Annotated in this window: 14 protein-coding genes and 1 tRNA gene; 5 read left to right on the top strand and 10 right to left on the bottom strand. The window is 62.1% G+C overall.

All coding sequences use genetic code 11. The features are described from left to right. Positions 1–23: 23 nt before the first annotated feature. The 4 genes from kdpC to kdpF are packed head-to-tail and all read right to left on the bottom strand — an operon-like array spanning position 24 to position 4621. Entirely contained in the window at positions 24–596 is a 573-nt protein-coding gene (kdpC, locus tag EV674_RS02810; protein WP_119012871.1) for a potassium-transporting ATPase subunit KdpC, read from the bottom strand. A 24-nt stretch (positions 597–620) separates the two neighbouring features. Further along, positions 621–2720, bottom strand: a complete 2100-nt coding sequence (gene kdpB, locus EV674_RS02805) for a potassium-transporting ATPase subunit KdpB (protein WP_119012872.1) — start codon at positions 2718–2720, stop codon at positions 621–623. Between the two features lie 13 nt (positions 2721–2733). Further along, entirely contained in the window at positions 2734–4530 is a 1797-nt protein-coding gene (gene kdpA, locus EV674_RS02800; RefSeq protein WP_119012873.1) for a potassium-transporting ATPase subunit KdpA, read from the bottom strand. A gap of 1 nt (position 4531) precedes the next feature. Continuing rightward, positions 4532–4621, bottom strand: coding sequence for a K(+)-transporting ATPase subunit F (gene kdpF / locus EV674_RS02795; RefSeq protein ID WP_119012874.1), 90 nt, complete (start codon positions 4619–4621; stop codon positions 4532–4534). 216 nt (positions 4622–4837) lie between these two features. Here kdpF and EV674_RS02790 point away from each other — a divergent pair, with 216 nt between their 5' ends. Continuing rightward, positions 4838–5158: an I78 family peptidase inhibitor gene (locus tag EV674_RS02790; RefSeq protein ID WP_119012875.1), complete on the top strand. Its 321-nt coding sequence runs from the start codon at positions 4838–4840 to the stop codon at positions 5156–5158. 38 nt (positions 5159–5196) lie between these two features. Here the strand turns inward: EV674_RS02790 and hemW are convergent, their stop codons facing one another. The 4 genes from hemW to EV674_RS02770 all read right to left on the bottom strand — a co-directional run bounded on the left by hemW (position 5197) and on the right by EV674_RS02770 (position 9194). Continuing rightward, positions 5197–6429 carry a radical SAM family heme chaperone HemW gene (gene hemW, locus EV674_RS02785; protein ID WP_119012876.1) on the bottom strand — a complete coding sequence of 411 codons (1233 nt, stop codon included), beginning with the start codon at positions 6427–6429 and terminating at the stop codon, positions 5197–5199. A gap of 111 nt (positions 6430–6540) precedes the next feature. Further along, a complete protein-coding gene (gene rdgB / locus EV674_RS02780) occupies positions 6541–7140 on the bottom strand; it encodes an RdgB/HAM1 family non-canonical purine NTP pyrophosphatase (protein WP_119012877.1) in 600 nt (199 codons plus the stop codon). 138 nt (positions 7141–7278) lie between these two features. Next, the gene (locus EV674_RS02775; RefSeq protein ID WP_119012878.1) at positions 7279–8181 is read right to left on the bottom strand and encodes a PP2C family protein-serine/threonine phosphatase; all 903 of its coding nucleotides are present in this window, start codon (positions 8179–8181) and stop codon (positions 7279–7281) included. Continuing rightward, entirely contained in the window at positions 8178–9194 is a 1017-nt protein-coding gene (locus EV674_RS02770; RefSeq protein WP_119012879.1) for a serine/threonine protein kinase, read from the bottom strand. The genes EV674_RS02775 and EV674_RS02770 overlap by 4 nt, the downstream gene beginning before the upstream one ends. Positions 9195–9283: 89 nt before the next feature. On the opposite strand from EV674_RS02770, the gene EV674_RS02765 reads away from it, so the two are divergent. The 4 genes from EV674_RS02765 to EV674_RS02750 all read left to right on the top strand — a co-directional run bounded on the left by EV674_RS02765 (position 9284) and on the right by EV674_RS02750 (position 13428). Then, on the top strand, positions 9284–10186 hold the full coding sequence (locus tag EV674_RS02765; protein WP_119012880.1) for a YicC/YloC family endoribonuclease: 903 nt from the start codon (positions 9284–9286) through the stop codon (positions 10184–10186). A 36-nt stretch (positions 10187–10222) separates the two neighbouring features. Further along, positions 10223–10843, top strand: coding sequence for a guanylate kinase (gene gmk, locus EV674_RS02760; protein ID WP_119012881.1), 621 nt, complete (start codon positions 10223–10225; stop codon positions 10841–10843). 16 nt (positions 10844–10859) lie between these two features. Continuing rightward, the gene (gene rpoZ, locus EV674_RS02755; RefSeq protein WP_119012882.1) at positions 10860–11063 is read left to right on the top strand and encodes a DNA-directed RNA polymerase subunit omega; all 204 of its coding nucleotides are present in this window, start codon (positions 10860–10862) and stop codon (positions 11061–11063) included. Positions 11064–11157: 94 nt separating this feature from the next. Then, positions 11158–13428, top strand: a complete 2271-nt coding sequence (locus EV674_RS02750; protein ID WP_119012883.1) for a RelA/SpoT family protein — start codon at positions 11158–11160, stop codon at positions 13426–13428. Positions 13429–13450: 22 nt separating this feature from the next. Here EV674_RS02750 and greB read toward each other — a convergent pair whose 3' ends face one another. Both greB and EV674_RS02740 read right to left on the bottom strand, forming a co-directional pair. Then, the gene (gene greB, locus EV674_RS02745; protein WP_119012923.1) at positions 13451–14011 is read right to left on the bottom strand and encodes a transcription elongation factor GreB; all 561 of its coding nucleotides are present in this window, start codon (positions 14009–14011) and stop codon (positions 13451–13453) included. 117 nt (positions 14012–14128) lie between these two features. Then, a tRNA-Arg gene (locus EV674_RS02740) sits at positions 14129–14205 on the bottom strand. Positions 14206–14235: the final 30 nt, after the last annotated feature.

The raw sequence follows: 14235 nt of genomic DNA, 5'->3' as shown, positions 1-14235 counted from the left end.
AAAAGGGAACGGCGTTGGACGATTCAGCGCTGTGCGTCCAGCGCCAGATTGAGCTGAAGCACATTGACACGCGGCTCGCCCAGCACCCCCAGGTCCCGCGCCTGGGTGTGGCGCTGGATCAGGTCTTGCACCTGTGCCAGCGGCCATTGGCGCTCGCGCGCCACGCGCGCGGCCTGGAACTGTGCCGCCGCCACGCTGATGTGCGGGTCCAGCCCGCTGGCCGACGCCGTCACCAAATCCGCTGGCACCGCCTGCTGGTTGCCCGGGTCAGCGGCACGCAGCGCGGCGATGCGCTCCTTGACCGCCTCGGCCAGCGCCGGGTTCAGCGGCCCCTGGTTGGAGCCGCCCGAGCCAGCGGCGTTGTTGGGCATGGGCGCCGTGGCCGAGGGCCGGCCCCAGAAATAGCGCGGTGCGGTGAAGTGCTGGCCAATCAGATCCGAGCCAACGACTGTGCCGTTGCGCTCAATCAGACTGCCTGCAGCCTGGTGCGGAAACATCGCCTGGCCCACGCCAGTGACCGCCAAGGGATAGACCAGTCCGGTGACGGCACTGAGCAGCGCGAAGGTCACCAGCGCGGGGCGTAGCAAGTTTTTCATGAAGACTCCTTGGGCCAGAGGGCCTCAAATCAGGTGGGTGGCCACCAGAAACATATCGATCAGCTTGATGCCGATGAAAGGCACGATGAGCCCGCCCACACCGTAAACCGCCAAATTGCGGCGCAGCAGCACGGCGGCCCCCACGGCGCGGTAAGGCACGCCCTTGAGGGCCAGCGGAATCAGCGCCACGATGATCAAGGCATTGAAAATGACCGCCGACAAGATGGCCGACGAAGGGCTGTGCAAGCCCATCACGTTCAGCGCCGCAAGCTGCGGATACACGCCGACAAACATGGCCGGGATGATGGCGAAGTACTTGGCCACATCGTTGGCAATCGAGAACGTGGTCAGCGAGCCGCGCGTCATCAGCAGTTGTTTGCCGGTCTCGACGATCTCCAGCAGCTTGGTGGGGTTGGAGTCGAGGTCCACCATGTTGCCGGCCTCCTTGGCCGCCTGGGTACCGCTGTTCATGGCCACGGCCACATCGGCCTGGGCCAGCGCGGGTGCGTCGTTGGTGCCATCACCCGTCATGGCCACCAGGCGGCCTTCGGCCTGGTAGTCGCGGATCAGGCGCAGCTTGGCCTCGGGCGTCGCCTCGGCCAGGAAATCGTCCACCCCGGCCTCGGCAGCAATGGCGGCAGCCGTCAGGCGGTTATCGCCCGTGACCATCACCGTTTTGATGCCCATGCGGCGCAGCTCGGCAAAGCGCTCCTTGATGCCGCCCTTGACGATGTCCTTCAGCTCCACCACGCCCATCACACGGGTTTCATCGGCCACCACCAGCGGCGTGCTGCCCCGGCGTGCCACGGCTTCCACCGCGCCTTGCACCTCGGCGGGAAATAGCCCACCACGCGCTTCGATGTGGCTGCGCACGGCATCAGCCGCACCCTTGCGAATGCTGCGGCGCGGCGCGGCGGGGTCGCCAAAATCGACGCCGCTCATGCGCGTCTGCGCGGTGAAAGGCACAAAGTGCGCTTGCAGGCCCGCCAGCTCACGTTCGCGCAGGCCAAAGCGCGTCTTGGCCAGCACCACGATGCTGCGGCCCTCGGGCGTTTCGTCGGCCAGCGATGCCAATTGCGCCGCGTCGGCCAGTTGCTCCTCGGTGACGCCCGGCGCAGGCATGAACACGCTGGCCTGCCGGTTGCCCAGGGTGATGGTGCCGGTCTTGTCGAGCAAAAGCACGTCCACGTCACCCGCCGCTTCGACGGCGCGGCCCGAGGTGGCAATCACGTTGGCCCGCATCATGCGGCTCATACCTGCCACGCCGATGGCCGACAGCAGGCCGCCAATGGTGGTCGGGATCAGGCACACCAAGAGGGCTACCAGCGCCGTGACCGACACCACCGTGCCCGCACCCGCCGCCTGCACGCTGAACATCGAATAGGGCAGCAGCGTGACCGTGACGACCAGAAACACCAGGGTCAGCGCCACCAGCAAGATCGTCAGGGCGATTTCATTCGGTGTTTTCTGGCGCTTGGCGCCTTCCACCATCGAGATCATGCGGTCCAGGAACGACTCGCCCGGGTTCACGGTGATGCGCACCACCAGCCAGTCCGACAGCACGCGCGTGCCGCCCGTGACCGATGAAAAATCCCCCCCCGACTCACGGATCACCGGTGCCGACTCGCCTGTGATGGCGCTTTCGTCCACCGACGCCACGCCTTCGATGACTTCGCCGTCGAGCGGGATGGTGCCCATATCTCCGGCTTCAACCAGCACCACATCGCCCTTGCGCAGCTCGCCCGACTGCACCGGATGCCATTGGGCGCCATGGCGTGGCTCGTGCAGTTTGCGCGCCCAGGTCTCAGACTTGAGCCCGCGCAGCGCAGCCGCCTGGGCTTTGGAGCGGCCCTCGGCCAGCGCCTCGGCAAAGTTGGCAAACAGCACCGTGAACCACAGCCACAGCGCCATCGCCAGGATGAAGCCCGAGCCCTCACTACCGGCCACGGCGGCACTGCCCAGGCTCAGCAACCACAGCACGCTGGTGAGAATGCTGCCCGCATAGACAACGAACATGACCGGGTTGCGCCACTGCACGCGCGGATCCAGTTTGGCGAAGGCCTGCACCAGCGAGGGCCGCAGCAAGGCCGGATCGAGAAAAGAAAGTGTGCTTTGCGTATTCATGGAGTGGACTCCCTCAAGCCTTCCAGAGCATCAGATGCTCGACGATGGGCCCCAGGGCCAGATTGGGAATGTGATTGAGCAGCCCGACCAGCAGCACCACCCCGATCAACAGCCCCACAAACAGCGGCCCGTGCGTAGGCAAAGTGCCACTGCCGGTGGGAATGCGGTTCTTGGCGGCCAGGCTGCCAGCCAGGGCCAGCACGGGGACGATCACACCAAAGCGCCCCAACCACATGGCAATGCCCAGCAGGGTGTTGTAGAACGGCGTATTGGCCGACAGACCCGCAAAAGCGCTGCCGTTGTTGTTGGCCGCCGACGTCAGGGCGTAAAGGATTTCCGTAAAACCATGCGCGCCAGGGTTGGCCACGCCCAGGCGCCCGCTGTCGGACAGCACCGCCACGGCCACGCCCACCAAAACCACCAGCGGCGTGATGAGCAGCGCGATGGACACCATCTTCATCTCGTGGCTGGCAATCTTCTTGCCCAGGTATTCGGGGGTGCGACCGATCATCAGCCCGGCAATGAACACCGCCAGGATGGCAAAGGCCAACATGCCATACAGGCCTGTGCCCACACCGCCGAACACCACCTCGCCCAATTGCATCAGCACCAGCGGCACCATGCCGCCCAGCGGCGTGAACGAGTCGTGCATGGCGTTGACGGCACCGCACGACGCCGCCGTGGTGACCGCCGCGAACAGCGCGCTGGAAACCACGCCAAAGCGCGCCTCTTTGCCCTCCATGTTGCCGCCGCCCTGCAAGGCATGAACGCTCTGGTCCACACCCAGCGCCGCCAGCTGCGGGTTGCCCGCCTGCTCGGCGGAGGTGGCAGCGACCACCGCCACGGCAAACAAAATGGCCATGGCCGCCAAAATGGCCACGCCCTGGCGCGAATCCCCCACCATCTGGCCAAAGACAAAACACAGCGCTGCCGGAATCAGAAAAATGGCCAGCATCTGCCCCAGGTTGGACAGTGGCGTCGGGTTTTCATAGGGATGGGCCGAGTTCGCATTGAAGAAACCGCCCCCATTGGTGCCCAGCAGCTTGATGGCCTCCTGCGACGCCACCGGCCCCATGGCCAAGGTCTGCGTTGGCGTGGTGACAGCCTCCATCAGCGGCTGGCCAGCGGCATCTTGCAGCGGCTGGCCCTGCGCATCCAGCCTGGCCTGCTGGTAGTGCGTGGCCTCCAGCGTGGACACTTCCTGGTAGCCGCTCAGGTTCTGGATCACGCCTTGCCCCACCAGGAACAGCGCGAACACGAACGACAGCGGCAGCAGCACCCACAGGGTGATGCGCGTGATGTCTGCCCAGAAGTTGCCAATGCCGCTGGCCAGCCGACTGGTGAAACCACGCACCAGCGCAAAAGCCACGGCAATGCCGGTGGCGCCGGAGACAAAGTTCTGCACCGTCATCACCAGCATTTGGGTGAGGTAGCTCATCGTCGTCTCGCCGCCATAACCCTGCCAATTGGTGTTGGTGACAAAGCTCACGGCGGTGTTGAACGCCGAGTCAGGCGACACCGCCCCCATTCCCTGCGGGTTCAGCGGCAACCACTGCTGCGTGCGCTGCAAGCCATAGGCCACCAGCAGGCCGATGAAGTTGAACAGCAGCAGCGCCAGCGCATAGCGCTTCCAGGACATGTCCTCGGCGGGTTTGACGCCTGCGGCCCGATAAAAAACCCCTTCCACTGCTGCCATCCAGCGCGGCAAGCGCCCTTGCGCCACGGCGGCGAGCCAGCGCGACAGCGGCCACGCCAGCACCAGCAACAAGCCCAAAAACAAGGCCAAATTGGTCCATGCCAGAGAAGTCATGTCAGAACTCCTCGGCGCGCACCAGCGCAACGACCAGGTAAATGAACAGACCGGCAGCCGCCAGCCCACTGCACCAGTACAGCGCGGTCATTGGCGACCTTCCAGCGCGTGGCAGGCTGCCACCAGCCCCACTGCCAGGGCAAAAAGCACAGCGCCCAGCCCCCCAAAAATTGCATCCATTGCATTGCTCCCCATTGCGGATTTCCGATGGAAAGAGCTTAGGAGCGCAGGCATCAACCCCCTGTAGAGATTACGCTGTGGGGTATCAAGAATGCGTAAAGACACCCTCGATACAGGAGAAACCCCGATGACAAAGAACCGAATCCCCACCCTGCTGGCCTGCGCCAGCGCCGCCTTGCTGGCGGCCTGCACCAGCGCGCCCGGCACAGGGCCTTCGGCACTGCCCAGCCCAGGCCCGCGTGGTGGCGTGTGCAACGCAGCGCCCGCACAAAGCTTTCAGGGCCAATCGGCCACGGCGTCCGTGATAGAGCAGGCGCGCGTGGCCTCGGGCGCTGCGATGGCACGTGTGCTGCACCCGAAGCAGGCCACGACACGGGAGTTCAACAACGAGCGGCTGAACCTGCTGGTGGACGGCAATGGCCGCATCACGGCCCTGCACTGCGGCTGAGGGCGGTCGCCGCCGCAAGACCTCTTGCCCCTCGGCGCTCAATCGGCCAGAAACAGCGCCTGCAAGTCGCTCAAGAAGTCAAAGCCGCGCTCGGTGGGGCGCACATGGGCCAGATCGCGCTCGATCAGCCCCTTGCGCTCGGCCTCGGCCAGCGCTTTGGCAATCGCCGTCAGGGGCAGGCCGGTGCGCTCGGTAAAGTCTTGCAGCGCAAAACCCTCGCGCAGGCGCAGCGCGTTGAGCATGTATTCAAACGGCAGATCGGCACGGCGCACGTCCTCGTCCTGGGCCATGGCGTGGCCCGCCAGGGCGTGCTCCATGTACAGGCGCGGGTCGCGAAAGCGCGTCTGGCGCACCACGCGGTGGGCAAAACTGAGCTTGCTGTGCGCGCCCGCGCCAATGCCCAAATAATCGCCAAACTGCCAGTAGTTGGTGTTGTGCAGGCAGTGGTGGCCAGGGCGCGCGTAGGCCGATATTTCGTAGCGCTGCATGCCCGATTGGCCTGTCAATTCGGTGATGCGGTCGAGCATGGCGTAGGCATCATCGTCCGGCGGGATGGCGGGCGGGTACTTGGCAAAGTACGTGTTGGGCTCGATGGTCAGGTGGTAAATCGAGATGTGCGGCGGCGCCAGTGCCAGCGCGGTGGCCAGGTCTTCGTCCAGCTCGGCCATGGTCTGGCCCGGCAGGGCGTACATGAGGTCGAGGTTGAAGGTGTCGAAGGCCTGCGCCGCCTCTTCGACCGCCGCCAGCGCCTGGGCGCGGTCGTGGACGCGGCCCAGCGCGCGCAGGTGCCGGTCGTTGAAGCTTTGCACGCCCACCGACAGCCGCGTGACGCCCGCCGCGCGGAAGGCACGGAAACGGTCTTTCTCGAAGGTGCCGGGGTTGGCCTCCAGCGTGATCTCGCAGCCCGGCGCCAGCGGCAGGCGCGCACGGATGTCGCCCAGCAGCCGGTCTATGGCCTGCGGTGAGAACAGGCTGGGCGTGCCGCCACCGATGAAGATGCTTTGCACCGCCCGCCCCCACACCAGGGGCAGCGCCGCTTCCAGGTCGGCCATCAGCGCGTCGAGGTAGCGCTGCTCGGGCACGCCGCCCTCGCCCTGCCATTCGTGCGAATTGAAATCGCAGTACGGGCATTTTTTCAGGCACCAGGGCAGATGCACGTACAGCGACAGCGGCGGCAGGCTGGTCAGTTGCAGCAGGCCCGCGCGCATGTAATGCTGGATGTCGCGCACGGGAGCGCCCTGCGGCGCGGCGGGTGTGATGGGGATGTGCATGACAATATCAAAAATGATAGCTGCTAGCGCTTATCTGCAAACGCTTTCAGCATGAAAACCATCTCAAACGAGCCACTGGTAAGCGCCAGCAGCTCACTTTTTTGATGCACCTTACAGCCAGCGCTCGCGCAGCAAGGCCAGCATGTGCTGCGATGAGCGTCCACGGTGGCTGTGCGCGTTCTTCACTTCGGTGGGCAGCTCGGCAAAGGTTTTTCCGAATTCGGGCAGGAACATCACCGGGTCAAAACCAAAGCCGCCGTCGCCGCGCGGGGTGCGCAAAATCTCGCCCGCCACGCGGCCCACGGCAATCAAGGGCTCGGGGTCTTGCGGGCTGCGCACCGCCACCAGCGTGCTGACCATGGCGGCGCGGCGGTTGTCGGTGCCCTGCATTTGTTCGAGCAGGGCGCGCACGTTGTTGGCGTCGCTTTTGTCGTAACCGAACTGGGTGCAGTAGTGGGCGGTGTCCACGCCGGGCAGGCCGCCAAAGGCGTCCACGCAGATGCCAGCGTCGTCGGCCAGCGCGGGCAGGCCGGTGCGCGCAGCGGCAAAACGGGCTTTGGCCAGGGCGTTTTCAACAAACGTGCAGTGTGGCTCCTCGGCCTCGCCCTGGAACAAATCGCCCTGGCGGATCAGCTCCACGCCCAGCGGCGCGAACAGGGCCTGCAATTCGGCCAACTTGCCCTGGTTGTTGGATGCCAATACGATTTTCATGGTCAAAATCCCTTCTAGCGCTTACGCAGCAAGCGCTGACAGCTATTTATTTGATAGTAATGGTGGCAAACCGCAAGGCTGCGGCGCCTGGGGTGGCGGCGGGCCGCCCACGGCCGCTGGACGCGAAAGGCAGTGAACTCAGGCCTTGCGCGCTGCCGAGCGGCGAATGGCTTCGTTGATCTCGGCAATCGAGCGCTCGATGGCCTCGTCGTCCAGATCATCGACCAGGCCGTCGATGGGGCCGGCCTGGATGGTGGAGGCAAATATGTCGTCGTGCAGGCTGTCGGTGGACACGCCCTGGGTGGACTCGAACGCATCGGGCGTCTCCCACTCCAGCGCCACCACGGTCACGTTGTCGCTGCTGGCGCCTGCCTTGCGCAAGGCGTCTTCCACCAGCTCGGGCACCGATTCCGACACCGGCAAGCGCACCAGCTGGCGGGCAATTTCCACATCGTCCACCGAGCCCCACAGGCCATCGGAGCACAGCAAAATGCGGTCGCCCTGCTCCAGCGGCACCGGGCCGGTCATGTCGTAGATGGGCTTGGTGGGCGAGCCCAGGCAAGTAAAGAGCACGTTGCGGTTGATGCGCTCCAGCCCCGGCGGCGGCGCATTGCGCAGCTCCAGGTACGAGTGGTCGCGCGTGCGCGTGAGCAGCTCGGTGCCACGCACCATATACAGGCGCGAATCGCCACAGTGAATCCAGGTGGCGCTGCCGCCTTGCAGTACCGCCACGACCAAGGTGGTGCGGGGCGAGTCGAGCATGGCTTTGTCGGTGGCGTAGCGCAAAATCTGGTGGTGCGCGGCCAGCAGCGCCGACGACAAGAACTCCTGCACATCCTTGAGCACCGGTTTGGCCTGGCGCTGGAACATGGCCGAAACGGTTTGCAGCGCAATTTGCGCCGCCACCTCGCCCTCGGGATGTCCGCCCATGCCATCGGCCAGCACGAACAACCCGGCCTCGCGGGTATAGCAATACCCCATGCGGTCTTCGTTTTTCTGGCGGCCACCGCGCCGGCTGATCTGGAATACCGAGAACTTCATGATGGTTTGGCCCCAATGCCGGTCGCCTCGCCCATTTTCTGCACATTTTTGCGGGTATCGGTCACCAGCGAATCGAGCTGCATGCGCATTTTCTCGGCCACCGTCAGCTTGGTATAGCGGCGCTCGCCCTCGCGCGAGAGCTCTTTTTGCAGCGCGAACACCGACTGCGGGCGCGACAGCGGGTCCAGCGCCATGCACCACTCGACCACTTCGATCAGGTTGTCGGAATACACGCCGCGCAGCTTGGCCAGCGACAGCGAGAGCCGGTCTTTTTCCTGGCGCTGCGGCGCCTCGGTGGGCGGAAAACCCTGCATGCTGGCGTAAATGCAGGCGCCAATGGCGTAAATGTCAGTCCATGGCCCCATAGAAGAATCGCGCCGGTACATCTCGGGCGCTGCAAATCCGGGCGTGTACATGGGGCGAATGAAGTTGCCCTCTTTGGAGAGCACCTCGCGCGCAGCGCCAAAATCAATCAGCACCGCCTTGTTGTCATCGGTGATGAAAATGTTGGCCGGTTTGATGTCCAGGTGCAGCATCTTGTGCTGGTGAACAATGCGCAAGCCGCGCAGCACCTCGTCAAACAACGAGCGGATGGTGGACTCGCGAAACACCTTCTGCGTCTTGAGGTCGCGCGCGGTGACGATGAAATCCTGCAAGGACGCGCCTTCCAGGTAATTCATCACCATGTATACGGTTTCGTTTTCGCGGAAGAAGTTGAGCACGCTGACCACCGAAGCGTGCGAGATCTGCGCCAGCGCCCGGCCTTCTTCAAAAAAGCTTTTCAGGCCCAGCCGGTACAAAGACAGCTTCTCGGGGGGCACCTTGGGTGCCAGCTCGCCGGGCGAGCGCGTGGCCAGCGAGGAGGGCAGATATTCTTTGATGGCCACCTTCTGGCCATCGCCATCCACTGCGAGGTAGACCACCCCGAAACCACCGGCCGCCAAACGGCGTATCACACGGTATCCACCAATGGCGGTATCGGGCGGCAGCGGTGCCGGTTTGATTTTTGACATATTTTTCAGGGAAAATTGGAAGGTGCGGCAGAACCCGGATAATCCGCAGATTGCAAGCAACCACCAAAAGTCTAATGCCAGTTTACAGCATGACCGGATACGCCAGCGCGCAGCTGGGCACCTCCCAAGGGAGTACGTCGGCCGAAGCCGGACACCCGGCCAGCCGCCGTTTGGGGCTCGAAATCCGCTCGGTCAACAGCCGTTTTCTGGATCTGAGCTTTCGCCTGCCCGATGAGCTGCGCCCGCTGGAACCCGCCCTGCGTGCCTTGGTCACACAAAAGATCCGACGTGGCAAGGTCGAGGTGCGGGCCGCCCTGGACAGCGGCGACGCCAGCACCCTACCCGACCTGACCCCGCGCCTGTTGCAGCGCCTGGGATCGCTGCAAGATGTGGTGCAGTCTTGGCTGCCCAATGCAGCGCCCTTGAGCGTGGCAGAAGTGGTGCGGCTGTGCGCCAACACCCATTCCACCCAGGAAGACTGGAGCGAAGTGGCTCAGACCCTGGCCCGGCAGGCACTGGAATCCATGCTTCAGGCGCGCGCACAAGAAGGCGAGCGCCTGGCGACCATGCTGCACGACCGGCTCGGCCAGTTGCGCGCCCTCACGCTGCAAGCGGTGCCACTGGTGCCGCGCCTGGTAGAACAACAGCGCCAGCGCTTCATGGAGCGCTGGAAAGAGGCCATGGGACTGGCCGAAGGCAGCGCCGCCCCAGAGGCTGCACAAGACCGCGCCCTGTCAGAGGCCACCGCGTTTGCCATCCGCATCGACGTGGCCGAAGAAGTCACGCGCCTGCAATCGCATATCGATGAAATCGAGCGCCTGCTCCAGCAAGGCGGCGAAATCGGCAAACGCCTGGACTTTCTGATCCAGGAACTGCACCGCGAGGCCAACACGCTGGGCTCCAAGTCGGCAGCGCTGGAGCTCACGCGCATCAGCGTGGACATGAAAGTGTTGATCGAACAGATGCGCGAGCAGGTGCAGAACATCGAATAACGCTTTCATTTTCATAGCGCCTGGCGCACACCCTATATGGATTACCCCGGAAATTTGTTTGTAGTCGCCGCACCCAGTGGCGCAGGAAAGTCCAGCCTGGTCAAGGCCTTGCTGGAAATCGACTCCCAGTTACAGCTCTCGGTGTCGCACACCACGCGCGCACCACGCGGCCAGGAAAAACACGGGCGCGATTACTTTTTCACGTCGCAGCCCGAGTTCGACGCCATGGTCGCTGGCAATGCGTTTGTCGAGTGGGCCCATGTGCACGGACAGCGCTACGGCACCTCGAAAAAAGCCATTGAAGACCGCATCGCCCAAGGCGCCGATGTGATCCTGGAAATCGACTACCAAGGCGCATTGCAAATCACCCAGGCGTTTGCCAATGCAGTGCTGATCTTCATTCTGCCGCCCAGCTGGGAAGAATTGCGTTCGCGCCTGGAACGCCGTGGCGAAGACCCCACCGATGTGATCGAAATGCGGCTGAAAAACGCCAGCGAAGAAATGGCCCAGGCCCATAAATTCGACTTCGTTATAATCAACGAGTTATTTGAGCGGGCGGTTTTCGATCTCAAAGCCATCGTCCACGCCCAGCGCTTGCGGTATGCAGCCCAGCGCCGCACCAGAGCCGCCACCTTCGAGTCGCTCAATATTCCCTGAATCCCCCGGAGAAACCATGGCCCGCATCACCGTAGAAGACTGCCTTGAGCAGATCCCCAACCGTTTTCAGCTCGTGCTGGCAGCGACTTACCGCGCCCGCATGCTCAGCCAAGGCCACGCCCCCCGCATCGAGAGCAAAAACAAGCCCGCAGTGACTGCACTGCGCGAAATTGCCGCAGGCAAAGTCGGTCTGGAAATGCTGAAAAAGGTTCCAGGCTGATCCCAAGCCACCACCCAATCCACACAAAGCACCGCCTGACGGTGCTTTTTTGATGGTTTCCCACTATCTTTGCCAGCAGCGCTACATTTAAGGCATGAACGCGGTGTTGAAAAAGTCCCCTCCCCATGGCTCTCCAGGTACGAGCGCCCATCCAAGCAGCGCGGGAGCTGCTGCGGCCAATGCGGCCGCAGCCAGCTTTGCAGCACTCACAGACAGCCTCGACTATCTGGATGCACCCAGCATCGAACTGGTGCGGCAGGCCTATCGTTATGCTGACGCTGCCCACCTGGGGCAACTGCGCAACAGCGGCGAGCCCTACATCACCCACCCCATCGCGGTGGCAGCACAGTGCGCCACCTGGAAGCTGGACGCCCAGGCACTCATGGCAGCGCTCTTACATGATGCAATGGAGGACTGCGGCGTCACCAAATCCGATCTGATTGACCGGTTCGGCTCGCCTGTAGCAGAGCTGGTGGATGGGCTGACCAAGCTGGACAAGCTGCAATTTGACACCCGGGAAGAAAACCAGGCAGAGTCGTTTCGCAAAATGTTGCTGGCCATGGCCCGCGATGTGCGCGTCATTCTTATCAAGTTGGCGGATCGCACCCATAACATGCGCACGCTTGCGGACATGCCCCGCAGCAAATGGGGGCGCATCTCATCGGAAACACTGGAAATCTACGCGCCCATCGCTCACCGGCTGGGACTCAACCAGACCTACCGGGAATTGCAGGATCTATCTTTTCGCCACCTGCATCCGTGGCGCCATGCCACATTGAGCAAAGCCATCCAGAAATCGCGCAATCGGCGGCGTGACCTGGTGCAGAAAGTGCAGCTGGACGTGGACAACGTTTTTGCCAAAATGGGCATGAAAGTGCGCCTTGCAGGCAGGGAGAAAACGCTTTACGCCATCTACCAGAAGATGGAACAAAAACATCTGAGCTTTGCCCAGGTGACTGACATTTATGGTTTCCGTGTCATCGTCCCCACCGTGACCGATTGCTACACCGCGCTCGGCATCCTGCACCAAATGTACAAACCGGTGCCTGGCAAGTTCAAAGACCATATTGCCATTGCCAAGCTCAACGGCTATCAGTCTTTGCACACCACCTTGGTGGGGCCATCGGGCGTGAACATTGAGTTCCAGATGCGCACAGAGGAGATGCACATCATTGCGGAAGCAGGTGTGGCAGCACACTGGCTGTACAAGGCACAAGACACCGAAGGCAAAGCGGCAGAACGGTTGGGCACCAAGTGGCTACAGTCGCTACTGGACATTCAGAACGAGACCCGTGATGCTGCGGAATTTTGGGATCACGTCAAGGTGGATCTCTTCCCAGATGCCGTTTACGTATTCACCCCGAAAAGCCAGATCATGGCGCTGCCACGCGGCGCTACGGTCGTGGACTTCGCTTATGCCATCCACAGCAATATTGGCAACAGTACGGCCGCAGCAAAAATCAACAATGAGCAAGTACCGCTGCGTACGGAACTCAAAAATGGTGATGTCGTTGAGATCATCACAACACCTGCTGCGACACCCAATCCTGCCTGGCTCGGTTTCGTACGCACCGGCAGGGCGCGCTCAAAAATACGTAACTATCTCAAAACACTGGCCCACAGCGAGTCAGAAGGTCTGGGAGAAAAATTGTTGGCACAAGCGTTGCGCGCCGAGGGCCTGGAACAACTCCCACCCACCAACAATGAAAACCAACCCATCTGGGACAAGCTGCTGCGCTTCACAGGAAGCCGCACACGCAGCGAACTGATGACCGATATTGGTTTGGGCAAGCGCATTGCAAGCATCGTTGCCAAACGGCTCATGGTGTTGATGGCCGAGCACGGTCACCGTCCCAATGCCCTGCTCATGACCCGCGAACGCTACACATCGCACGAAACAGTCTCTCAAGGTGGCCTGACGCTGGATGGCAGCGAAAGTGCTTCGGTGCAATATGCCCATTGCTGTCGCCCTATCCCTGGCGATGCCATCATCGGCTACTTAGGGCGCGGCGAGGGCTTGGTCGTGCATGTATCCCGTTGTGTCGTGGCACAACGCCTGCAGCACAAGGACAGCGAGCGATTTATTGCAGTGGACTGGGCTGACGAACCCACACGCCTTTTTGAAACCGGCGTAGTGGTCACGGTCAGCAACGGCAAAGGCGTGCTGGCCCAGGTGGCTGTAGAACTGGCCAATGCAGAAGCCGATATCACGCATGTGGACATGGACGATGAAGTTGCCATGGATACCATTGATTTGCGCTTCGTAGTGGCAGTGCGCGACCAGGCCCATCTTGAGACAGCATTGCGCAATCTGCGCCGAGCACCATCTGTCTTGCGTGCCTCCCGGATATTGCCTTCCGAGTGATACTCACCCGCTCCCCGCTGACTCAACCAGAACGAGGGGACGGGTAGTGCACTGCAAGAATTTCCAGCGCGCGCACTCCGCAAGGGGTTGAAAGCAACACCTCATCGCCCTCCCTTGCTTTGAGCAACACACGCGCCACCGGCGAAACCCAACTCACCTCGTGCTGACTACTGTCTGCCTCATCAACACCCAAAATGGTGATCGTGCGTTGGTGCCCTAGATCATCTACGTAAGTGACTTTTGCACCAAAGAATATCTGGTCGCTACCGGCATGCACGGTTGGATCGACGACCTCGGCTATTTCAAGACGTTTCGTCAAAAACCGAATGCGCCTGTCAATTTCTCGCAAGCGCTTCTTGCCGTAGAGGTAGTCCCCATTCTCAGACCGGTCGCCGTTGCTCGCAGCCCAGTGAACTACCTCGACCACCTTGGGACGCTCAATATCTATAAGACCCAGCAACTCTGCCTTCAGTCGATCGTAGCCAGAAGGTGTGATGTAGTTCTTGCCGCCCACAGGCAACGCAGGCATTTGGACGTCTTCTTCGTCTTGCGTCGCCGATTCCTTGGAAAACACCTTACTCATGACGATGTACCCCGTGCACGCCGCTGCCCACAGCGGCACGCAAAATTCATTACCGCAAGAGCAAAAACACAAAAGAAAAAGCCCTGCAATCTTTTTGAGATTGCAGGGCTTACTTTTTGGTGCGGCTGGCAGGAATCGAACCCACGACCCCTTGGTTCGTAGCCAAGTACTCTATCCAGCTGAGCTACAGCCGCTAAGCTTTGAATTATAACACAGAATTTTGA

The sequence above is a fragment of the Simplicispira metamorpha genome, assembly GCF_004341365.1.
GTDB classification, from domain to species: Bacteria; Pseudomonadota; Gammaproteobacteria; order Burkholderiales; family Burkholderiaceae_C; genus Simplicispira; species Simplicispira metamorpha.
This window is presented reverse-complemented; position numbering and strand designations above follow the sequence as displayed.

Excerpts from the sequence above, each read along its gene's own strand:
- kdpC (WP_119012871.1), bottom strand. The coding sequence starts at position 596 with ATGAAAAACTTGCTACGCCCCGCGCTGGTGACCTTCGCGCTGCTCAGT.
- kdpB (WP_119012872.1), bottom strand. The coding sequence starts at position 2,720 with ATGAATACGCAAAGCACACTTTCTTTTCTCGATCCGGCCTTGCTGCGG.
- kdpA (WP_119012873.1), bottom strand. The coding sequence starts at position 4,530 with ATGACTTCTCTGGCATGGACCAATTTGGCCTTGTTTTTGGGCTTGTTG.
- kdpF (WP_119012874.1), bottom strand. The coding sequence starts at position 4,621 with ATGACCGCGCTGTACTGGTGCAGTGGGCTGGCGGCTGCCGGTCTGTTC.
- EV674_RS02790 (WP_119012875.1), top strand. The coding sequence starts at position 4,838 with ATGACAAAGAACCGAATCCCCACCCTGCTGGCCTGCGCCAGCGCCGCC.
- hemW (WP_119012876.1), bottom strand. The coding sequence starts at position 6,429 with ATGCACATCCCCATCACACCCGCCGCGCCGCAGGGCGCTCCCGTGCGC.
- rdgB (WP_119012877.1), bottom strand. The coding sequence starts at position 7,140 with ATGAAAATCGTATTGGCATCCAACAACCAGGGCAAGTTGGCCGAATTG.
- EV674_RS02775 (WP_119012878.1), bottom strand. The coding sequence starts at position 8,181 with ATGAAGTTCTCGGTATTCCAGATCAGCCGGCGCGGTGGCCGCCAGAAA.
- EV674_RS02770 (WP_119012879.1), bottom strand. The coding sequence starts at position 9,194 with ATGTCAAAAATCAAACCGGCACCGCTGCCGCCCGATACCGCCATTGGT.
- EV674_RS02765 (WP_119012880.1), top strand. The coding sequence starts at position 9,284 with ATGACCGGATACGCCAGCGCGCAGCTGGGCACCTCCCAAGGGAGTACG.
- gmk (WP_119012881.1), top strand. The coding sequence starts at position 10,223 with ATGGATTACCCCGGAAATTTGTTTGTAGTCGCCGCACCCAGTGGCGCA.
- rpoZ (WP_119012882.1), top strand. The coding sequence starts at position 10,860 with ATGGCCCGCATCACCGTAGAAGACTGCCTTGAGCAGATCCCCAACCGT.
- EV674_RS02750 (WP_119012883.1), top strand. The coding sequence starts at position 11,158 with ATGAACGCGGTGTTGAAAAAGTCCCCTCCCCATGGCTCTCCAGGTACG.
- greB (WP_119012923.1), bottom strand. The coding sequence starts at position 14,011 with ATGAGTAAGGTGTTTTCCAAGGAATCGGCGACGCAAGACGAAGAAGAC.